At 54.0% G+C, this 20,429-nt stretch carries 18 protein-coding genes and 1 pseudogene; 6 read left to right on the forward strand and 13 right to left on the reverse strand.

Features of this window, described 5'->3' with window-relative positions:
• Together AB7C91_RS10010 and AB7C91_RS10015 are read right to left on the reverse strand one after the other, a co-directional pair.
• The coding region (locus AB7C91_RS10010; RefSeq protein ID WP_428591105.1) for a response regulator transcription factor at positions 1 to 674 on the reverse strand (674 nt) is incomplete at its 3' end.
• Positions 675 to 677: 3 nt separating this feature from the next.
• A complete protein-coding gene (locus AB7C91_RS10015; RefSeq protein ID WP_332448373.1) occupies positions 678 to 1,409 on the reverse strand; it encodes a response regulator transcription factor in 732 nt (243 codons plus the stop codon).
• Between the two features lie 149 nt (positions 1,410 to 1,558).
• Between AB7C91_RS10015 and AB7C91_RS10020 the strand changes: the two genes are divergently transcribed.
• The 3 genes from AB7C91_RS10020 (at position 1,559) to adhE (ending at position 5,978) form a co-directional block, all read left to right on the forward strand.
• The gene (locus AB7C91_RS10020; protein WP_428591108.1) at positions 1,559 to 2,011 is read left to right on the forward strand and encodes a NusG domain II-containing protein; all 453 of its coding nucleotides are present in this window, start codon (positions 1,559 to 1,561) and stop codon (positions 2,009 to 2,011) included.
• The gene (locus tag AB7C91_RS10025) at positions 1,998 to 3,113 is read left to right on the forward strand and encodes a Gx transporter family protein (protein WP_332448371.1); all 1,116 of its coding nucleotides are present in this window, start codon (positions 1,998 to 2,000) and stop codon (positions 3,111 to 3,113) included. Before AB7C91_RS10020 ends, AB7C91_RS10025 begins: the two co-directional genes overlap by 14 nt.
• A gap of 198 nt (positions 3,114 to 3,311) precedes the next feature.
• A complete protein-coding gene (gene adhE, locus AB7C91_RS10030) occupies positions 3,312 to 5,978 on the forward strand; it encodes a bifunctional acetaldehyde-CoA/alcohol dehydrogenase (protein WP_332448370.1) in 2,667 nt (888 codons plus the stop codon).
• Between the two features lie 528 nt (positions 5,979 to 6,506).
• On the opposite strand, the pseudogene AB7C91_RS10035 reads toward adhE, so the two are convergent.
• Both AB7C91_RS10035 and AB7C91_RS10040 read right to left on the reverse strand, forming a co-directional pair.
• Positions 6,507 to 6,746, reverse strand: a pseudogene (locus AB7C91_RS10035) (Fic family protein); the annotation flags it as partial.
• On the reverse strand, positions 6,665 to 7,063 hold the full coding sequence (locus tag AB7C91_RS10040; protein WP_428591113.1) for a Fic/DOC family N-terminal domain-containing protein: 399 nt from the start codon (positions 7,061 to 7,063) through the stop codon (positions 6,665 to 6,667). The pseudogene AB7C91_RS10035 and the gene AB7C91_RS10040, both read right to left, overlap by 82 nt.
• 474 nt (positions 7,064 to 7,537) lie before the next feature.
• On the opposite strand from AB7C91_RS10040, the gene AB7C91_RS10045 reads away from it, so the two are divergent.
• The gene (locus AB7C91_RS10045) at positions 7,538 to 8,344 is read left to right on the forward strand and encodes a Cof-type HAD-IIB family hydrolase (RefSeq protein ID WP_332448369.1); all 807 of its coding nucleotides are present in this window, start codon (positions 7,538 to 7,540) and stop codon (positions 8,342 to 8,344) included.
• Complete coding sequence (locus AB7C91_RS10050; protein WP_428591116.1) at positions 8,341 to 9,567, forward strand: MFS transporter; 1,227 nt, start codon at positions 8,341 to 8,343, stop codon at positions 9,565 to 9,567. The genes AB7C91_RS10045 and AB7C91_RS10050 overlap by 4 nt, the downstream gene beginning before the upstream one ends.
• Here the strand turns inward: AB7C91_RS10050 and AB7C91_RS10055 are convergent, their stop codons facing one another.
• Together AB7C91_RS10055 and AB7C91_RS10060 are read right to left on the reverse strand one after the other, a co-directional pair.
• Positions 9,568 to 10,053 carry a 4Fe-4S ferredoxin gene (locus AB7C91_RS10055; protein ID WP_332448367.1) on the reverse strand — a complete coding sequence of 162 codons (486 nt, stop codon included), beginning with the start codon at positions 10,051 to 10,053 and terminating at the stop codon, positions 9,568 to 9,570.
• On the reverse strand, positions 10,053 to 10,523 hold the full coding sequence (locus AB7C91_RS10060) for a rubredoxin-like domain-containing protein (protein WP_428591119.1): 471 nt from the start codon (positions 10,521 to 10,523) through the stop codon (positions 10,053 to 10,055). Before AB7C91_RS10060 ends, AB7C91_RS10055 begins: the two co-directional genes overlap by 1 nt.
• A gap of 252 nt (positions 10,524 to 10,775) precedes the next feature.
• Between AB7C91_RS10060 and AB7C91_RS10065 the strand changes: the two genes are divergently transcribed.
• Positions 10,776 to 10,988, forward strand: a complete 213-nt coding sequence (locus tag AB7C91_RS10065; protein WP_332448364.1) for a helix-turn-helix transcriptional regulator — start codon at positions 10,776 to 10,778, stop codon at positions 10,986 to 10,988.
• On the opposite strand, the gene ilvB is transcribed toward AB7C91_RS10065, so the two are convergent.
• The 7 genes from ilvB to AB7C91_RS10100 are packed head-to-tail and all read right to left on the reverse strand — an operon-like array spanning position 10,982 to position 20,425.
• Positions 10,982 to 12,664, reverse strand: a complete 1,683-nt coding sequence (gene ilvB, locus AB7C91_RS10070; RefSeq protein ID WP_428591123.1) for a biosynthetic-type acetolactate synthase large subunit — start codon at positions 12,662 to 12,664, stop codon at positions 10,982 to 10,984. The genes AB7C91_RS10065 and ilvB overlap by 7 nt on opposite strands.
• A 20-nt stretch (positions 12,665 to 12,684) precedes the next feature.
• Positions 12,685 to 14,373: a dihydroxy-acid dehydratase gene (gene ilvD, locus AB7C91_RS10075; protein WP_332448362.1), complete on the reverse strand. Its 1,689-nt coding sequence runs from the start codon at positions 14,371 to 14,373 to the stop codon at positions 12,685 to 12,687.
• Between the two features lie 12 nt (positions 14,374 to 14,385).
• Entirely contained in the window at positions 14,386 to 15,444 is a 1,059-nt protein-coding gene (gene leuB / locus AB7C91_RS10080) for a 3-isopropylmalate dehydrogenase (RefSeq protein WP_332448361.1), read from the reverse strand.
• Positions 15,441 to 15,938, reverse strand: coding sequence for a 3-isopropylmalate dehydratase small subunit (gene leuD, locus AB7C91_RS10085; protein ID WP_428591127.1), 498 nt, complete (start codon positions 15,936 to 15,938; stop codon positions 15,441 to 15,443). Before leuD ends, leuB begins: the two co-directional genes overlap by 4 nt.
• A gap of 1 nt (position 15,939) precedes the next feature.
• The gene (leuC, locus tag AB7C91_RS10090; RefSeq protein WP_332448359.1) at positions 15,940 to 17,208 is read right to left on the reverse strand and encodes a 3-isopropylmalate dehydratase large subunit; all 1,269 of its coding nucleotides are present in this window, start codon (positions 17,206 to 17,208) and stop codon (positions 15,940 to 15,942) included.
• Between the two features lie 18 nt (positions 17,209 to 17,226).
• Positions 17,227 to 18,819, reverse strand: coding sequence for a citramalate synthase (cimA, locus tag AB7C91_RS10095; protein ID WP_332448358.1), 1,593 nt, complete (start codon positions 18,817 to 18,819; stop codon positions 17,227 to 17,229).
• Positions 18,812 to 20,425, reverse strand: a complete 1,614-nt coding sequence (locus AB7C91_RS10100) for a 2-isopropylmalate synthase (protein WP_332448357.1) — start codon at positions 20,423 to 20,425, stop codon at positions 18,812 to 18,814. Before AB7C91_RS10100 ends, cimA begins: the two co-directional genes overlap by 8 nt.
• Positions 20,426 to 20,429: the final 4 nt, after the last annotated feature.

Here is a 20,429-nt window from a genome sequence, read left to right on the forward strand (position 1 = left end):
CGCACCGTCTCTATCCAGGAGCCGTCGCCCAGTTTGGACCGGATATTCTTTATATGGGTGTCGACCACCCGCTCATATGATTCTACGTTGTAGTCGAAACACTCTTCCAAAATCTGTGAACGCGAAACCAGATGGTGGGAATTCTCGATCAGGTAGGCGAGAATCCTCCACTCTGCAGCGGTGAGGACCACATCCTGATCATCCACAACCACCCGATGATCCTGCTCGTCGAAGCGCATCCAATGGTTGGACGCATACAAAAGCCCATCGGACGGGCGGTAACGGTTGTTCGAAAAACGTCTGAGCACCGCCTGCACCCTGAGCACCAGCTCCTTGGGCGAGAAAGGCTTGGAGATGTAGTCGTCGGCTCCAAGCTCAAAGCCGAGGATCCTGTCGCTCTCCTCCGTCCGGGCGGTCATGAAAATGACCGGACAGTCACACCTTTCCTTCATCTGCTTCACAAACGCAAACCCATCACCATCGGGAAGCATGACGTCCTGGATCAGGAGGGAGGGAACCTGAAGGGAGAAGGCCTCCTTGGCCGTCTTGAGATTGGCGAACGTACGGACCCGGTACCCGGAAAGTTCCAGATATTGGCGCACACCCTCGCGAATCACCTCATGGTCCTCCACGATGTAAATCAAGGCCTGTTGTTCGCTTTCCTGTTCTGCCATACGCTATTCCTGTGCCTCGGCACCTGCAGCACCCCTGCTAGACGTACTTCTACCGGCAAATCGGTAGCCGTACCCACGCACCGTCTCAATCCACTGGGAACCCAACGGCCCCATTTTCGCCCGCATGTTCTTCACATGTGTGTCGACGATCCGATCGTACGACTCGAAACTATAATCGAAACAATGCTCCAAAATCTGGGAGCGGGTGATCAAAATGCCACTGTTGCTCACCAAATAACTCATGATCCTCCATTCAGCGGCAGTGAGGGGAATCTGCCTTCCATCGACGGAAAACATATGGGAAACCTCATCCAACTGCAGCACCGAATTGCCAAGCGTCCAGCTCGACCCACTGTGGAAGGCTGAGGCACTGACCTCCATCCTTCTGAAGAGGGCATGGACCCGTAATACCAATTCCTTCGAACTGAACGGCTTGCAAACATAATCATCCGCACCAAGTTCGAAGCCCAAGATCCTGTCGCTTTCAGCCACCCTGCCCGTCACAAAAATAACCGGGAAGGAATAGGTCTGCTTCAACTTCTTGAGAAAGGTGAAGCCGTCCCCATCGGGAAGCGGGACCTCCATCATGATCAGGTCGGGAACCTGACGGGAAATCGCCAACTGCACCCCGTGCAGATCCTCATAGGACTGTACCTCATACCCCGAAAGTTCAAGATACTGCTTGATCCCTTCCCGGTCCTCGGCACTTCCATCAACGACATAAATCATTTTCATACTCTACATCACCATACCTTTGCTCACCTGACAAGCATTTGTGGTCAGTCAACACATTACTCCACAGTATCTTCACATTGCCTCTCAATAATATGCATATTGTGAACTGCATGTCAAATTAAACCCATGTTGACCAAACACTTCACCAAATGCGCAACAACATGAACTCCCAGTATACAGCTATTGTATTGCAACGCCCCAACCAGCTCGATACACTCAACACCATGAATCACCGCTACCCCACGTTGCTGGCCGACGGTCTCATCCTGCTTGCATGCATCCTTGCCATTCTGGCGGTCAACAAAGCCACCTACAGCCAAGGAAGCGGATATCTGCAGGTACAGACCCACGATGCCACCTACCGCTACAGCCTTTCCACGAACCGGGATATCCATGTGGACGGCCCGCTCGGGGATACCTATATCGTCATCAAGGACGGGCAGGCACGCATCGTCGACTCGGCCTGCCCCACCAAGAGTTGCACCTTCCAAAAGCCAATTTCCACCGCACGCTCTTGGATCGCCTGTCTCCCCAACCAAGTCCTGCTCACCGTGGTGGGGCCCTCGGACACTACAGCGGAGGTCGATGATGTCGCGAATTGAACGAAAGATAGCCTTCATCTGCGCGTCCACACTTCTGCTTTCCACTTTGGAATATCTGATTCCCAAACCCCTGCCCTTCCTCCGACTTGGACTGGCGAACCTGCCTTTGCTGGTTATCCTGGACAATATCGCCTTCCTGCCCTACCTGGCCATCCTGGTGGTGAAAGCAATCGGACAAGGCATGGTATCGGGGACGCTGTTCTCCTACCTCTTTTTCATCTCCCTCGCAGGAACACTTTCCAGCGGCCTGGCAATGAAGGCGGTCAAAAGCCTGTTCAAAGGCCATGTCTCCACGGTAGGTTGCAGTCTGGTGGGAGCTTTCGTCAGCAACCTGGCGCAATTGCAGGTAGCCTCGTGGGTAGCCTACGGGCCATCCATCTGGGTGGCGGCCCCCCTGATGCTCACCCTCGGGCTGGTCACCAGTTTTGTATTGGGGCTGCTCGCAGGCCAGTATCTGCAGAAAGGAAGCATACCCAAGGCACTTAAGGAGGACTCCCTTGCTCTCGGAATGCCTTTGGTCAGCGAGAAAGCACACTATAGCAGCGTGGCAGTTGGAAGTCTGGTGGCCATCATGGCCATCCTCTTTGCAGAAGGTACGGCATACCTGGCGGTCCTGACGCTGCTCATGTATGGAATGCAGGCGGTTTCCGGAAGAAGGATCCGCATCCTTCCTCCCTTGATGCTCACCCTTTCGCTGGTAGTGCTCAGCCTCTTTGAACCGAACGGCAAGGTACTGCTTTCCATAGGATCGGTCGCCTTTACCGAAGGCGCCTTGCTTTCGGCCCTTACCAAAGCCCTCAGACTTGTCAGCCTGCTGGCTGCCAGCCAGTGCCTGTCCGCGAGCAATCCGAGGATCAAAGGGAAGGCGGGTGCAGTCCTGATGCTCACCCTCTCCTATTTCAGTGTACTCTCCTCCTCCTTCAAAGCAACCTCAGGCAGTCTGATCCATCGGATCGATCAGGCACTGTTGACCACTGCTTCAGTCGATGCCGCCGCCCCCTGCTCGCCTATTGTTGCCAAGAAACCCATCAAAGCATCCTTGTTTCTTCTGCTTACGGGAATCATCATTACCATTGCGATAATCAGCAGATTTTCTAATTAAATTACAATATGGATAATTAATTTGAATTTAAGATTATTAAATTAATTATTATTACAGTTTTATCTTTTTAATATGCACTCATCTGAAAATGAGTGCATTTCTTTTCTCAATTTATTGTACAAATTCACTTAAATCCGCTTGACCTTAATAGATATTTTTTTATACATTTTGGCCATCAAACAGAGACAGGAGTGCATCATGGCAGAAAAAGAACACACCGATCAGCTCTTTGCAGGACAAGCTGAACTGCAAGATCTCATCGAACGGGTCAAACGCGCACAAACCAAATTTTCAACCTACAGTCAGGAACAGGTTGACGCCATATTCCGGGCCGCAGCCATTGCAGCCAATGACGAACGCATTAAACTCGCGGCCATGGCGGTCAAGGAAACCGGCATGGGCATTCTGGAAGACAAGGTCATCAAGAACCACTTCTCCGCAGAATACATCTTCAATAAGTACAAGGATGAGAAAACCTGCGGTATCGTAGAAGTGGATGAAGGATTCGGGATCAAAAAGATTGCTGAACCCAAAGGTGTCATCTGCGGGATCATCCCGACGACCAACCCCACCAGTACCGCCATCTTCAAGAGTCTGATCAGCCTGAAGACCCGCAATGCCATTATTTTCAGTCCCCACCCTCGTGCCAAGGAATGTACCTGTGAAGCGGCCCGAATCATTTTGGAAGCTGCGGTGAAAGCGGGAGCTCCCGAGGACATCATCGGTTGGATCGAGGAACCATCCCTGGAGAAAACCGACTATCTGATGCGACACCCCATGGTGAACCTGATTCTGGCCACCGGAGGGCCGTCCATGGTCAAGAGTGCCTATTCCTCCGGCATTCCCGCCATAGGAGTGGGCCCTGGCAATACGCCGGCTTTGGTGGACAAGAGTGCGGACATCAAGATGGCGGTCAGTTCAATTCTCATGTCCAAGACCTTCGACAACGGCGTGGTCTGCGCCTCCGAGCAGGCGGTTGTCTGTCATCAGGATATCTATGACGTCATGAAGGAAGAATTCATCCAGCGGGGAGCCCGCTTCCTGAGCGAACAGGAGGCTGATGCCTTGCGCAATGTGATCATTGATCCGAAACGGGGAACGGTGAATCCGGCCATTGTCGGCCAAAGTGCGGCAAAGGTTGCACAGATTGCCGGTTTCTCCATACCCGCCTCCACCAAGGTCCTCATCGCAGAAGTGACCGAAATCGCCCAAGGAGAACCCTTCGCCCACGAAAAACTCAGTCCCGTCCTGGCGATGTACCGCTGCGAGAATTTCGGGGACGGAACAGCCAAGGCCGCCAAGTTGGTCGCCCTCGGTGGATTCGGACATACCAGTGTGCTCTACATCGATGAGAAGGAGACGGAGAAAGTCGATACCTACAGCAAAACGGTGAAAACCAGTCGGGTGTTGGTAAACATGCCGGCAAGCCAAGGTGCAATCGGGGACATCTACAATTTCCGGCTTGAACCTTCCTTGACGCTCGGATGCGGATCATGGGGAAACAACTCCATCAGTGAGAACGTCGGCCCGAAACATCTGCTCAACATCAAGACTGAAGCATCCAGGAGGGAAAACATGCTCTGGTTCAAACTGCCGCCCAAACTGTATTTCAAATACGGCTGTCTTCCGGTCGCCCTCGGCGAACTGAAGGGAAAGAAACGGGCGTTCATCGTCACCGACTCCTTTTTGTTCTCCAGCGGCATGGTCGACAAGATTACCAACACGCTGGAACAGCTGGGCATCGAGACCGAAACCTTCCACCAAGTCAAACCCGACCCCACCCTGGCAACCATCTCCGAAGGGATGAAGTTGATCAACGCCTTCAAACCCGATGTACTCATCGGTCTGGGCGGAGGATCTCCCATGGATGCGGCAAAGATCATGTGGCTGCTCTACGAACACCCCGAGGTAAAGTTCGAGGGGCTCGCCCTCCGGTTCATGGACATCCAAAAGCGTATCTATGCCTTCCCTGACATGGGCAAGAAAGCAGAATTGGTCTGTATTCCCACCACCAGCGGAACAGGAAGTGAAGTCACCCCGTTCGCCATCATCACCGATGAGAAAACCGGCATGAAGTGGGCGATCGCAGACTATGCACTTACCCCGAGCATGGCGATCGTGGACAGTGAACTGGCCATGGGACAACCCAAAGGCCTGACCGCAAGTTGCGGACTGGACGTTCTGACGCATGCGTTGGAAGCCCTGGCTTCAAGTATGTCTACCGATTATACAAACGGTCTGAGCTTGGAAGCCGCCCGCATGATCTTCAAGTATCTACCCCAGGCATACCGCAACGGAGCGGACAAGAAAGCCCGAGAGAAGGTACACAATGCTTCCACAATTGCTGGAATGGCCTTCTCCAACGCTTTTCTGGGAGTCTGCCACTCCATGGCTCACAAGCTGGGCGCCCAGTTCCATATTCCCCACGGCATGGCCAACGCACTGCTGTTGTGCAATGTCATCCGGTACAACGCCACGGACAATCCGACCAAACAGGCGGCCTTCCCGCAGTATGAGTATCCCTCTGCTGTGAGCAGGTATGCCCGGGCAGCGGATTACATCGCCATGGCGGTCAATGACCAGCAGAACACCCCGTACATCAAGACCAAGGCGCAGGACACCCAACAGCAACGGGTCGAGGAACTGGTGAAGGGAATTGAGAAGCTGAAGAAGGAACTGGACATTCCCAATTCCATCAAGGAATGGGGCGTCAAGGAAGAGGATTTTCTTGCAGTGGTCGACGAGCTTGCCGTGAAAGCATTCGACGACCAATGCACCGGAACCAATCCCCGGTACCCGTTGATCAGTGAGATCAAGCAACTGTATTTGGACAGTTTCTACGGAAAGGCCTATACGGAAGCATAAGGGCAAACAAGAAACGGAATGGAAAAGAAGGGATTTCGACTGGTTCGATTTCCCTTCTTTTCTGTTTCACGACAGATGCTTCTGCCCTGCACAGGAACAAATTCCCAAGATGGTGGAACTGCATGACCTTTATAATTCCAAATTCCAAGGATTATGGAACCAACGGATATCGATATACTTCCTACAAACATAGATACGATTCCTTACATTTCCCGTATTCTCAGTGACTAAGTCGGCAGAAACAAGCGAATGTAAAACTCGATTCGCAGTCAGAGGACTGATTGCCAGTTTCTCCACAAGTTGGGAAATCGTCTGAACCGGTTTCTCGATAAATGCATCCAGCATACTCATAAGAGTATCAGTTCTCCCTGGAAGCTGTCGAACGAGGAGCGTAGATTCTGAAACGAATTGCACTGCTTGCCCAAATTTCATCCTAGCTTGTTCAGCTGTGGAAACCGCAGCTTCCAAGAAGAAAAGGATCCAGCCTATCATGTCGTTATTGGTTCTGACCCGATTGAGCGCATCATACTATTCCGTCCGATGCAGATCAAAATATTCTAAAATAGAGAAACAAGGTTTTTGAAGCATACCTGATGAAAGAAGAAACAACGGAATCAACATGCTTCCGGTACGCCTGTTTCCATCAAGAAACGGATGAATGCTTTCAAATTGATAATGGATGATGGCTATTCGAACCAAATATGGCACATCAATCGCATCATTATGAATGAATTGCTCCAAATCGGGGAGTAGTGGGGGAATCCTAAGATGTGTTGGAGGAACCTATGCTGCCTTGGAAGGCATGGATCCTCCGATCCAGTTTTGCCCGTCCGGAATTCTCCAGGAGTTTTATACGCTCCACGTACACCTTGCATGAGTTTGCCATGGATTTCACGGATGAGTGGGAACCCATCATCCTTGATCCGTTTCACTCCATACTGTAAGGCTGCAATGTACTTGTTGATTTCCTGAACAGCATCCTTCTTTTCAGAATCCAACTCTCCTAGGGGCAACATATCTTCCTCAATGGTAGTCCGGGTAGCTTCAATTCTACTCGATCGGTTCGCCTCCACTTGAATATGCATGCGGATGTAGTATTAATATTCAGGATCAATTCCGCATAGCTATTGAGACTTCCTAGTTGGATATTCGCGCTCTCAAGCAAAGTATTGACTCGATGACTCTGCCATTCCCATTGCTGGTTGATTGAAGATGGAAGAAACGACTTGTAGTCATTTTGCTGTTCATATTCACCAGCAACATATGATTCCAAATACGTGAACCCCTTTTTGCTATACTGTACACAACACAATACCACACCAATCAGACCTTACATAGTATTGCACCGAATCCGACTACCCATCTCTGGGAAAGGGTTATTTTCGATCCTGCTTCGAAACGGGCTTGATCCGTATGCAGAAACCCTGTGCTTTCCCCGGTTCCTGTTTCATTGAGGTACTCGCTGCCCAACCGATCGCCCGGACCATACATGGTACGATCTGGGAAAAGCCCTCGCGCAGGTTCTGTACAAGCATGCGCACTTGTACTACCATGCACCCATGTTTGAATGCAAACTCATTTGTACCGATATTGACGGTACCTTGCTGGATCCCCAGCACCATATCACTGAACGGACCAAGGAAGCGGTACGGAAAGCCCGGAGAAAGGGAATCATCGTCGCCTTGGTCAGCGGCCGCATCTCCCACAGTCTCGCACTGCTGCAGCAGGAGCTGGGCATCTCAGGTCCCTTGGGCTGCTTCAATGGTTCGCTTGTCCTTGATGAGGACGGTACCGAGCTTGAGGCGCACCCCATCAGGGCCGACCAAACCAAGCTTATACTGGATGCGGTGGCCGACACCGAGTTGGAAACCTTCGTTTTCACCAATGAAAGCTGGTATATGCAGCAAACAAGCCAATGGTACGACATCGAGGTAAAAGCCTCGCGGACACAAGGCCGCATTGCAGAGCTGAAGGCACTGGAGGAAGTCCTGCATCCGGGTGAACGACCATTCAAACTCTTGTGCATGCACCACGACCCTCTGTATGTGCGGGAAATGGAAGCAAGATTGCAGCGTGACTTCGGGACGCAGCTGAACATCTTCAGCTCATCACCCGCCTACATTGAAATCCTTGCCCGCGGAGTGGACAAGGGCCATGCCGTACGGTCACTGTGCAATGCCTATCAGATTGACGCAAGCAAGGTCATGGCTGTCGGAGATTATTACAATGACATCGGCATGTTCCGTTCCGCCGGGTTTGCCGTGGCCATGGGCAACGCACCCGACGACGTGAAGCAACACGCACACAGTATTACCAAAAGCAACAAGGAGGATGGCCTTGCACTGGCCATCGAGGCCATCTTGTGAAAACCCCACTTTCCCTATACCGCGGACTTCCCCAGCCGATATACATCCTCTTCTTCTCCACCATCATCAATGCAGTGGGTATTTTCGTATACCCGTTCCTCGCGCTGTATCTGACGCGGAGGTTGGGATACACCGCCTTGGAGGCAGGTACGTTCATGACCGTAGCATCGGTATTGTACGTCCCCGGCTCCTTCATCGGCAGCAAACTTGCCGACACCATCGGCCGCAAGCCGGTTCTGGTCATCTTCCAGTTGTTGATGGATGTTTGCTTTCTGGTGGCCGGCTTCTTTGAAGGCCAAACGATTGTTCCCTACCTGGTCCTGTTCGCCCTCTTTTTCGATGGAGCGGTGGACCCTGCACGCGAAGCACTGAAAACAGATGTAACCACCATGGAAAACCGTCAGGTTTCCTTTTCCTTGATCTATCTGGGTCACAACATCGGCTATGCCGTCGGCCCCCTGATTGCAGGCTATCTGTTCCAAAGCGCCGTCCGTTGGATCTTTTGGGGCAACGCACTCGCCGGCTTCGTAGCCACCTTGCTGGTGATGGCGCGCATCAAGGAAAGCAAACCGTCCCAGGAAGTCATCGAACAAAGCAAAGGATGGAAAACGACCGACAAAGGCGAGGAAGGAGGACTGTTCAAAGCCCTGCTCACCCGCCCACGACTTCTTTTCTTCGCCCTCTCGATCACCTTCTTCAGCTATGCCTACAGCCAGACACTATTCGCACTGCCCCTGTTGACCAGCAAGCTCTTCGCAGAGGATGGTGCAAGCATCTATGGCAAAATGATGGCACTCAACGGTTTGGTGGTCGTTCTGGCGAACCCCATTCTGGTCAGCCTGCTCAGGCGCTACCATCCCTTGGCGAACACCACCCTCAGCGGTTTGTTGTACGCAGCTGCATTCGCATTGTTCGCGTTCGCAACCAAAGCGAGTGTATTCTTCCTGCTTACCATCCTCTACACCATCGGGGAAATCATCTCAGCGACCAATGAGCATTATTATGTGGCAAACAACACCCCGATCAGCCACCGTTCCCGCTTTGCGGCAATCCTGCCGATCATCATGGGAACCGGCCATGCGATCGCCCCCATCGTGGGGGGCACGATCATCGAGACCTCATCGATGTCCATGCTCTGGCTCTCCACCGCCATCTCCGCTTTCATCGGTTCGATGGGGGTGTTCCTGCTCTATCTGACAGAGAAGAAACCCAAGAATACGTGATCAGAGCATTTCCAAAAGCGTCTTGACCGCATCACTGGGGAAGTCGGGTTCCGAGCCATGGGCTTGGAGCAAACCGGAGAGCAGCATCCGTACCTCCTCACTTTGCGGCAGGATGTATCCGGCTTCCCGATAACAGTCCTCGGCGAGGATCCGATTGCTCTGGGCGACGGCGTTGCACAGTTGCCTGAATATCGGATCAGTGCTTTTCGAAGCAAGATCCTTGGCTATGCTCTCCTGCACGACCTTGCTTTCAGCCAGATCCATCAAGGATTGCGCTACCTCAGCATGCTTCTGCTGCGGTTTCGCATAGGACGTTGGCACCAGGTAAATGGCATGGCTGGGACATGCATCCACACATAAACGACACCCATCAAGGCACTTTTCAGCGTCGATCTGACCGTTTTCCGTATCAGTGGCCCCACTTGGGCAGATGAACAGACAGACACAATCCTTCGTACAAAGCGATATGTTTCGTGCTGCATACATCAGACGGCCTCCTTTTCGATCGGATGAATCTTGAACCCTGGGACCTTGCAGATCGGGCAGATCGCAGGAGGCACATCACCTACATAGATGAACCCGCAGATTTCACAGACATACACCTTGGTATGCTCCAGCAAATCATCGCCTTGCTTCTCGTACCGAGCAAGCAGGCTCTTGAGCAATTTGGAAACCTTCTCACCCCAGACCAATGCACGTAGCGCTCCCCGATCCTGAGAGAAAGTGGCCGCAGAGCCGGCTTTTTCATAGGATTGCGCCAAATCCTGGTTGACCAAGGCGAGCAATTCGCCATACTGATGTTCTTCCTCTCCTTGTCTCTTCTGCTCGTAGTATGCACTCAATTGGGCGAACAAACCTGCTTCCAGACTACGCAGTTGTTTGGCGCAGGCCTTTTCCAAATTGGTGCAGAGTGCAGCCAATTCCCCGGCTGAAAGTTCACGCATCACCTCTTCCATCCCAGCCTCCTTTGTCTTCTGCTGTCCTTCAAGTATACCAGTGGTGACACAATTTTGGAAACTTTTCGGCAAAACAGGGTTGTACAGTAATATACGAGTGACTTTGTAAGCGTTTATTTCTTAAAAACCTACAGCCGTACCTGTGGTTTCTCGGAAAAGCAAGGAGGAAAGCCGATGAAAAAAGTCGGAGTTTTTATGCGACACATGACAAAAAATCATCAATATGCTTGGACTTCAGTTCATACTATCGGTATGGAACTCAGTGAAATCGGACTCACCATCAAACGGATCAGACTTGCACAAGAAATGACCCAGGAAGACCTTATAGAACGAGCTGACCTCTCGCGAAGTCAGCTCTACTACATAGAATCAGGAAAACGACTCCCGAATTTTCGCACCATGATCAACATCTGCATGGCACTCGGGCTGACGTTCAAGGAATTCGTGGATGAATGGTATCAATAGGCTCCCACTTCCTCCACACCGAGCATTTCCTCGATGGATGCTCCCGGGGCGACCATAGGATAGACTTTGTCATCCACCGGTATCTCACAGTCGATGACCACAGCTTCCCCGAGGTCCATCGCGGCTTGCAGAATCGGCTTGGGATCGTCCTCTCGACGGATCTTCATACCCTTCACCCCAAAGGCTGCAGCCAGTGCGATCCAATCGATCGGTGTATCGAGCGTTGTCTCACTGTAATGCTGGTCGAAGAACAACGTCTGCCACTGTCGTACCATTCCCAGGGTTTGGTTGTTCATCAACAGGATGATGACCGGAAGCTTGTACCGTGCGATGGTTGCCAGTTCATTGCAATTCATGCGGAACGAGCCGTCACCGGCCACATTGACCACCCTGCTTTCCGGATTACCCACTTGCGCCCCGATCGCAGCACCGGTACCGTAGCCCATCGTCCCCAGTCCACCGCTGGTCAGGAAATGACCAGGCTGCACATGCTTGAGGAACTGTGCCGCCCACATTTGGTGCTGACCGACTTCGGTCACCACAAAGAAATTGGGTGGTAACACCTGCTGCAATGCCTTGAGCACTTCCTTCGAGCGGGCGCTTTCATTGTCCACCCGGATGGGATACCGCTTCTTGTATTCGGCGACCTGTTCCATCCAATGGGCATGGACCATGGGCTTTTCGATGCGTTTATTCAGCTCGGAAAGCACCACCTTCAAGTCGCCCACCACATGGCAGTAGGTCTTGATGTTCTTGTCGATCTCCGCAGGATCGACATCGATGTGGATAATCTTCGCATTCTTGGCGAATGCACTCGCCTTGCTTACCACCCGGTCACTGAAGCGCGCCCCGATGACCACCAACAGGTCGCAGGCGCTGACGCACATGTTCGAAACCTTGGTTCCATGCATCCCCACCAAGCCGGTGAAGCGCGGGCTGTAGGAATTGACCGCACCCACCCCCATCAAGGATGTGCAGGCAGGACTGTCGATGTTCTCCAAGAACGTCGTCAACAGATCGGAAGCCTTGGCACGGATGACACCTCCACCCACATAGCACATCGGACGCTCGGCCTTCTTGATCAGATCCAAAGCCTGTTCCATGCTCGCCTCACTCAGCCGTTCGGTGCGCGGTGCAAGGGCATCCGGAACCTCACTGACGAAGTCGGCGGTATAGACAGTGATATCCTTGGGAACATCGATCAAAACGGGTCCCGGCCGTCCTTCCTGTGCAATCTTGAAGGCATGGCGGATGGTCTGAGCCAGCTGATTCACATCCTTCACAATGAAGTTGTGCTTGGTGATCGGCATCGTGATGCCGGTGATGTCGACCTCCTGGAAACTATCCTTGCCCAAAAGCGGTACGGTTACATTCCCGGTGAAGGCTACCATCGGAACACTATCCATGTAGGCCGTCGCAATTCCGGTCACCAGATTGGTGGCACCCGGGCCACTGGTGGCGATGCATACACCCACCCTGCCGGTGCTGCGGGCATAGCCGTCTGCAGCATGGGCGGCACCTTGTTCATGACTGGTAAGAATATGACGGATTCTCGTTCGATTTTGGTAGAGGGCGTCGTAGAGCGGCAGCACCGCTCCACCAGGGAAACCAAATACGGTATCCACTCCCTGCTCCACCAAACACTCTATGATAATCTGGGCTCCGGTCATTTGCATGGTAGGTTCTCCTTGTAGTCTTATCTCTGGGCGAACACAGCACCCGTCGAGGCACTGGTGACCTGCTTGGCATAGCGGGCCAAGTATCCGGTGGTAATCTCGCTCTGTTTGGGTACCCAGTTCCGTCTGCGCTGATTCAGTGTCTGTTCATCAACCAGCAACTCAAGCTTTCCCTGGGGAATATCGATGCTGATCAAATCACCTTCCTCAACAAAGGCGATCAAACCACCCTCAGCCGCCTCGGGGCTGACATGGCCGATGGAGGAACCTCGGGTCGCCCCGCTGAAGCGTCCGTCGGTGATCAAGGCAACCTCCTTGTCCAATCCCATTCCGGCGATGGCGCTGGTTGGGCTGAGCATCTCGCGCATCCCAGGCCCGCCTTTCGGCCCTTCATAACGAATGACCACGACGTCCCCAGCCTTGATCCTACCCGCGAAAATGGCTGCAATCGTATCTTCCTCACTCTCGAAGACCCGCGCAGGACCGGTATGGACCAACATGGCCGGGTCGACGGCACTACGCTTGACCACCGCCCCATCCTGGGCGAGGTTCCCCCGCAGCACGGCAATCCCGCCTGTCTGGGAGAACGGATTGTCGATCGGCCGAATCACCGCATGATTGTACACGGGAGCCTGGCCATACAATGATCCCATCGGCTTGCCGCTTACCGTCATTACGTTGGGATCGAGCAAGCCCGCTTCACCCAGTTCATGCATGACGGCGAGCACCCCGCCGGCGGCATACAGATCCTCGATGTGGTCGGATCCTGCAGGGGCGAGATGACAGAGATTGGGAACCTTTGCGCTGATCGCATTGGCCATGAAGATATCCAGGTCAACTCCCGCTTCATGAGCGATGGCGGGCAGATGAAGCATCGTGTTGGTACTGCAGCCAAGGGCCATATCAACGGCCATCGCATTGGCAAATGCCTGTTTGGTCATGATGTCCAGGGGACGGATCTGCTTCTTGAGCAGCTCCATGATCTGATACCCTGCTTCCTTTGCAAGCCGGTCACGGGCGCTGTAGACCGCGGGAATGGTCCCGTTTCCGGGGAGTCCCATCCCGATTGCCTCGGTCAGGCAGTTCATGCTGTTGGCGGTGAACATCCCACTGCACGAACCACAGGTCGGGCATGCATTGTCCTCATAGGCAAGCAACTGCTCGTCGCTGAGCAAACCGGCGGCATGGCTTCCCACCTTCTCGAACATGATCGAGAGGCTCATATTGCACGACCCCTCGCCGGGCAATTTGCCGGCCAGCATCGGTCCGCCCGAGACAAAGATCGAAGGGATGTTGATCCTTGCGGCGGCCATCAGCATGCCCGGAACGATCTTGTCACAGTTCGGTACGAACACCAAGGCGTCGAAAGGATGGGCGGTAGCCATGATCTCGATCGAATCAGCGATCAGCTCACGACTGGCCAAGGAATATTTCATCCCGGTATGGCCCATGGCGATACCGTCGCAAACACCGATGACCGGGAAAGACACCGGGTTTCCCCCTGCTTCACGGACACCCGCTTTCACCGCATCCACAATGCGGTTGAGGTGGATGTGACCGGGAATGATCTCATTCGCCCCGTTCACGATCCCGATGATCGGCATATGGATTTCCCGGTCGGTCCAACCCAGGGCTTTCATCAACGATCGGTGCGGGGAACGCTCGGCTCCCTCTGTCATACGTGCAGAACGCTTCTTGCTCTCGTCCATCCTATTCCTCCCTTACAGGGCCTGGGCGATCAGGTCACCCATTTCGTTCGTACCGACTTTCTTCATGCCTTCGGTATAGATATCAGAAGTGCGATACCCCATGTCCAACACCTTGGAAACCGCCTGCTCGATGGCATCGGCCTCTGTTGCCAGTGCGAAGCTGTAGCGGAGCATCATGGCAACACTCAAGATCGTGGCGATCGGATTCGCAATGTTCTTACCGGCAATGTCCGGTGCACTCCCGTGGATCGGCTCGTACATTCCGAAACTGTCTTCCCTCAGCGAAGCGGAGGGCAGCATTCCGATGGAACCGGTAATCTGGCTGGCCTCATCGCTGAGAATGTCCCCGAACATGTTCTCCGTCACGATGACATCGAACTGGCGGGGATTGCGCACCAGCTGCATTGCAGCGTTGTCGACATAGAGGTGGCTCACCTGTACATCAGGATAGTCGACTTCAACTTGCTTGACCACCTCACGCCACAGTTGGCTGGTATTCAGGATATTGGCTTTGTCTACGCTGCACAGCCTCTTGGAGCGCTTTTGGGCGATCTCGAAACCTTTACGCACGATGCGCTCGATTTCCGCCCTGGAATACGCCATGGTATCATAGGCGCTGTCATCCTCGCGACCGCGCTGTCCGAAATAGATGCCTCCGGTAAGCTCACGGACCACCATGAGGTCCAGGCCTTCTCCGACGATCTCGTTCTTCAACGGACAGGCACCGGCAAGTTGCTTGTACAGGATTGCAGGACGAAGATTGCAGAACAATCCCATGCCGCCGCGCAATCCCAGAAGTGCCTTCTCCGGGCGGAGGTTGCTTGCCAGCGTATCCCATTTCGGCCCGCCCACCGCACCAAGCAGAACGGAATCACTGGCCTGACATCCCTTGAGGGTCTCCTCGGGAAGGGGGACGCCCACGCTGTCCAATGCAGCCCCACCGGCCAGATAGGAACTGGTGGTGAAGCTGTGACCGAATTTCTCGCCCACCTTCGCAAGGACCTTGAGCGCTTCTCCGACGATATCCGGTCCGATGCCGTCACCGGCAACCACTGCGATATGTTTCTTCATGCCCTGCCCCCTTTCTTGGCGATGTACCCGGCAAGTCCGCCTGCGGCGATCAGATCCTGCATGAACGGAGGAAACGGTTCGCTGTGAAACACCGAGCCGGTGGTCTCATTGGTGATGGTACCGGTGGAGAAATCGACGGAAACGACATCCCCCGCCTTGATCCCATCGCAAGCCTCGGGACATTCGAGGATCGGCAAGCCGATATTGATGGCATTCCGATAGAAGATGCGGGCGAAGGTCCGGGCGATGACGCAGGAAATGCCGCTTTCCTTGATGGCGATCGGGGCGTGCTCACGGCTGGAGCCGCATCCGAAATTCTTATCGGCCACCATGATGTCACCCTGCTTCACCTGCTTGACGAAATTCTGGTCGATATCCTCCATGCAATGCAGGGCCAGTTCCTTGTGATTCGAGGTATTGAGGTACCTTGCCGGGATGATGACGTCGGTATCGACATTGTCCTTATATCTGAATACAGTTCCTCTTGCCTGCATCTTACTCCTCCATAACCTTGTTCGGGTCTGCAATATATCCCTTCACTGCGCTCGCCGCGGCTACAGCCGGACTGGCAAGATACACTTCACTCTTCACGTGTCCCATCCGTCCTACGAAATTGCGGTTGGTCGTGCTGACCGCCCGCTCCCCTTCTGCAAGGATTCCCATATGACCGCCGAGACAGGGACCGCAGGTCGGCGTCGAGACGGCGCAGCCGCTGTCCACGAAAATATCAAAGAGACCTTCATGCATCGCCTGCTTCCAGATTTCCTGGGTGGCGGGGAAAATCAGGGTGCGGACCCATGGGGCGATCTTCTTGCCCTTGAGGATCGCAGCCGCCTGACGCAAATCACTGATATGCCCGTTGGTGCAGGATCCGATGACCACCTGGTCGATTTTTACCTCACCGACTTCGTCGATCGTCCGGGTGTTTGACGGAAGATGGGGGAAGGAAACGGTACTCTTCACCGTTGAAAGGTCGATGTTGTATACCTTCTCATATACGGCATCCTCATCAGCCTGGTAGATCACCGGCTGTTTGGCACAATGTTCCTTCAGATAAGCCAAGGTGACATCGTCCACCGGGAAAATGCCGTTTTTGGCACCGGCCTCGATGGCCATGTTGGCGATGGTGAAACGGTCGTCGATGGTCAGATTGGCCACCCCCGGTCCGACAAACTCCATACTCTCGTACAGAGCTCCGTCGACACCGATCATACCGATGATGTGCAGAATCAGGTCCTTGCCGCTCACATGTTCAGCGAACGAGCCGGTAAGGTTGAATTTGATGGCGGAGGGAACCTTGAACCAAGCCTGTCCGGTTGCCATGCCGCAGGCCATGTCGGTCGAGCCAACTCCGGTGGAAAATGCGCCCAGTGCACCATACGTGCAGGTATGGCTGTCCGCGCCGATGACCAAGTCCCCGGCTCCGACCAAGCCTTTCTCGGGAAGCAGGGCATGCTCGATGCCCATCTGCCCGACATCGAAATAGTTGGTTATCTCGTGTTCCCGCGCGAAGGAACGCAGGCATTTGCACTGTTCAGCCGCCTTGATGTCCTTGTTGGGACTGAAGTGGTCGGGAACGAGGGCGACCTTATCCTTGTCGAAAACCGTCGGACGGCCGAATTTGCCGAACTCGTTGATGGCCACCGGGGCGGTAATATCGTTGCCCAGCACCAGATCCAGGTCCGCCATGATCAACTGGCCCGCTCGTACGGAATCCAGGTTGGCATGGTGTGCCAGGATTTTCTGCGTCATTGTCATACCCATAGGGCTTTCTCCTTCCTCTCATTCAACCGAGGGTTCGATACCATCGGCAATTAGTTTATATTCAATACTGTCACTGAGGGCAAACCAGCTTGCCTCGATGATATCCTTGCTTACCCCGATGGTGGACCAGCTTTCCTTGCCATCGGTTGACTCGATCAATACCCGGACCTTGGAGGCAGTGGCCCCGGCGGTGTCCAGGACGCGGACCTTGTAGTCGGTCAGGTGCACACGCTTCAACGTTGGATAGAATTGTTCCAACACCTTGCGCAGCGCCCGGTCCAAGGCATTGACCGGGCCTTCCCCTTCGGCCGCCGTGATCGCACTCTCCCCGTTTACCTTCACCTTCACCACCGCTGCGTGGGTGGCATCGCTGAGCGGGTCGGCATAGGGGCTGCTTCCGATCGTCTGATAATGCACCAAGCTGAAATACGGCCGGTACATCTTCAGATGCCTACGGATGACCAGATCAAAGGAACTTTCCGCCCCTTCGAATTGGTACCCTTCGGCCTCCAGACACTTGAGCTCGTCCATCAGGGAGATGGTGACCGGATCATCCTTATCCAAGTTGGGAGCTACGCGGGCGATGCGCTTGAGCATCATCGCACGTCCGGCCACTTCGCTCATCAAAAGCCTGCGTTCATTACCAACCTGCATGGGGTCGATATGTTCGAAGGAAAGCGGATTCTTCTGCACTCCGTCGATATGCATGCCGCCTTTATGGGCGAATGCACTCTTGCCGATGAACGGCAGTCCGCCGGGGATGCGTACGTTGGCAATTTCGGCAACAGCACGACAGGTACCGGTCAATTGCTCAAGGCTCTCCCCGCACAAACAATCGCAACCAAGCTTCGTCCCCAGGATACCGGCGACCGTCGCAAGATTTGCATTGCCGCACCGTTCTCCGAATCCAAGCAGGGTTCCCTGTACCTGCACCGCTCCTTGCTCCACGGCAACAAGCGAGGATGCTGCTGCGCAACCGATATCGTCATGAGCGTGGATGGCAAGCGGAATCCCGGCGAAAGCCCGGGCTGTTTCCTTGGTGATGCGTTCCACTTCGGAAGGGATCATACCACCGCGGGTCTCACACAACACCAGAGTCGAAGCGCCTCCCCTGAGGGCAGCGCGCAAGGTCTCCATCGCATATTCCGGGTTGGCACGATATCCGTCATAGTAATGCTCGGCATCGAAAAACACCTGTCGCCCCTTATCGACGACAAACCGTACGCTGTCCTCGATCATCAGCAGATTCTCTTCCAATGTGGTACGAAGGATTTTGGTTGCATGGAAATCCCAACTCTTGCCGAAGATGGAAACGACCGGGGTTCCGCTGGCAACCAAGGCCTTTAGATTCGCATCCTCTGAAGCAAGGGAATCTCGTCTTCTCGTCGAACCGAAGGAAACCAACACGGCGTGCTTGAGCTGTAGGTTTTTGGCACGTTCGAAGAATTCCACATCCTTGGGATTCGATCCGGGAATACCCGCCTCGATGTAGGCGATTCCCAGCGAGTCCAACGCATGGACGATCTTCAGTTTATCCTCAACCGTGAAACTGATGCCTTCGGCTTGGCTTCCATCGCGAAGGGTGGAATCGAAGAGTGCTATCTTACGCATCACCATCTTCCTTCTGTTTGTCCGAATGCGAACTGAGCATGTCGTTCTCGAAGTTCGGAGGACTGGTCGGCTTGAGATTGCTCCCCAAAGGGGAAACGGTTTCATCCAACATACGGTTCACTGCTGCAAGACAGGAAAGGATGGAAGCCTCGATGACGTCGGTACTGACTCCTCGGCCACGGTAGATTCCTCTTCCATCGCTGATTTTTACAAATACCTCGCCCAAGGCGTCCCGGTGCTCGGTAACCGCCTGCAGGCTGTAATCCTCAAGACTGAAGGGATGGCGGATGATCTTCTCCACTGCACGTAGTGAAGCGTAGACCGGACCGGTTCCGCACGCAACCTCCTGATACCGCTTCTCTCCCTTGCTCAGGGTGACACAGGCGGTGCTGGTCATCATGTTGCCACTGTTGACCACAAAGCTGTCCAGCTCCCAGATGATCGGGGAACTCTGGCTGGAATTCTCCACCAAGGCGATCAGATCGCGGTCGGTGATGGTTTTCTTGCGGTCCGCCAGATTCTTGAATTCAGAGAACAAATCCTTGGCTTCTTCCTTGCCCAGGATATACCCCAAATCAGCCAACCGTTTCTCGAAGGCATGCTGACCACTGTGTTTTCCCAGTACCAGGGAGGTGTTCAACACCCCGACGCTTTCAGGGGTCATGATCTCATAGGTAAGGCTGTTGGCCATCATGCCATGCTGGTGAATGCCGCTCTCATGCGCGAAGGCGTTCGCACCGACGATGGCTTTCGAGGGATTGGGCTTGACCCCGGTGATCTGGGTCAACAATCTGCTCGAACGGGAAATCTCCTCGGTTTTCACCTGATAAGAAAACGGATAAGCGTCGCTGCGGGTGCGGATTCCCATCACCAGTTCTTCCATGGCGGCATTGCCTGCCCGTTCCCCTATTCCGCAGAGCGTGCATTCGGCTTGTCTGGCTCCGGCTTTCAGGCCTGCAAGACTGTTGGCAACGGCAAGTCCCAGATCGTTGTGGCAATGTACGGCAATTACTGCCTTGTCCACATTGGGAACCTTGTTCATTACCGTTGACACCATCCGCGTCATATCATCCGGGGTGGCATACCCGACGGTGTCGGGAAGGTTGACGGTCGTCGCCCCCGCCTTGATCACCGCCTCGACCACCGAACACAGATAATCGAGATCGGTACGGGTGGCGTCTTCCAGGGAGAATTCCACATCGTCGTTGAGATTGCGGGCATAGCCGACCATCGCGATGGCCTTGGCTCGTGCATCGGCACGGCTCATTTTCAGTTTATACTGCAGATGGAGGTCACTGGTAGCCAGGAATGTGTGGATTCGGGGACGTCTGGCGTGCTTCACCGCCGCCCAGGCAGCATCGATATCCTTTTCCAATGCACGGGAGAGGGAAGCGACGACTACATCCTTCACTTCCTTGCTGATGGCCTCCACACTGGCGAAATCGCCGGGGGACGCTATGGCGAACCCTGCCTCCAGGATATCCACGCCTAGAGCCTCCAGTTGGAGTGCCATGCGAATTTTCTCGTCCAGGTTCATGCTGTAGCCAGGAGCCTGTTCGCCGTCTCTGAGTGTGGTATCGAAGATGTAGATCCTTTCCTTTTCCATAGTG

This window comes from Sphaerochaeta sp. (assembly GCF_050256055.1).
GTDB lineage: Bacteria > Spirochaetota > Spirochaetia > Sphaerochaetales > Sphaerochaetaceae > Sphaerochaeta.

Excerpts from the sequence above, each read along its gene's own strand:
- AB7C91_RS10015 (WP_332448373.1), bottom strand. The coding sequence starts at position 1,409 with ATGAAAATGATTTATGTCGTTGATGGAAGTGCCGAGGACCGGGAAGGG.
- AB7C91_RS10020 (WP_428591108.1), top strand. The coding sequence starts at position 1,559 with ATGCGCAACAACATGAACTCCCAGTATACAGCTATTGTATTGCAACGC.
- AB7C91_RS10025 (WP_332448371.1), top strand. The coding sequence starts at position 1,998 with ATGTCGCGAATTGAACGAAAGATAGCCTTCATCTGCGCGTCCACACTT.
- adhE (WP_332448370.1), top strand. The coding sequence starts at position 3,312 with ATGGCAGAAAAAGAACACACCGATCAGCTCTTTGCAGGACAAGCTGAA.
- AB7C91_RS10040 (WP_428591113.1), bottom strand. The coding sequence starts at position 7,063 with ATGCATATTCAAGTGGAGGCGAACCGATCGAGTAGAATTGAAGCTACC.
- AB7C91_RS10045 (WP_332448369.1), top strand. The coding sequence starts at position 7,538 with ATGTTTGAATGCAAACTCATTTGTACCGATATTGACGGTACCTTGCTG.
- AB7C91_RS10055 (WP_332448367.1), bottom strand. The coding sequence starts at position 10,053 with ATGTATGCAGCACGAAACATATCGCTTTGTACGAAGGATTGTGTCTGT.
- AB7C91_RS10060 (WP_428591119.1), bottom strand. The coding sequence starts at position 10,523 with ATGGAAGAGGTGATGCGTGAACTTTCAGCCGGGGAATTGGCTGCACTC.
- AB7C91_RS10065 (WP_332448364.1), top strand. The coding sequence starts at position 10,776 with ATGGAACTCAGTGAAATCGGACTCACCATCAAACGGATCAGACTTGCA.
- ilvB (WP_428591123.1), bottom strand. The coding sequence starts at position 12,664 with ATGCAAATGACCGGAGCCCAGATTATCATAGAGTGTTTGGTGGAGCAG.
- ilvD (WP_332448362.1), bottom strand. The coding sequence starts at position 14,373 with ATGGACGAGAGCAAGAAGCGTTCTGCACGTATGACAGAGGGAGCCGAG.
- leuB (WP_332448361.1), bottom strand. The coding sequence starts at position 15,444 with ATGAAGAAACATATCGCAGTGGTTGCCGGTGACGGCATCGGACCGGAT.
- leuD (WP_428591127.1), bottom strand. The coding sequence starts at position 15,938 with ATGCAGGCAAGAGGAACTGTATTCAGATATAAGGACAATGTCGATACC.
- leuC (WP_332448359.1), bottom strand. The coding sequence starts at position 17,208 with ATGGGTATGACAATGACGCAGAAAATCCTGGCACACCATGCCAACCTG.
- cimA (WP_332448358.1), bottom strand. The coding sequence starts at position 18,819 with ATGCGTAAGATAGCACTCTTCGATTCCACCCTTCGCGATGGAAGCCAA.
- AB7C91_RS10100 (WP_332448357.1), bottom strand. The coding sequence starts at position 20,425 with ATGGAAAAGGAAAGGATCTACATCTTCGATACCACACTCAGAGACGGC.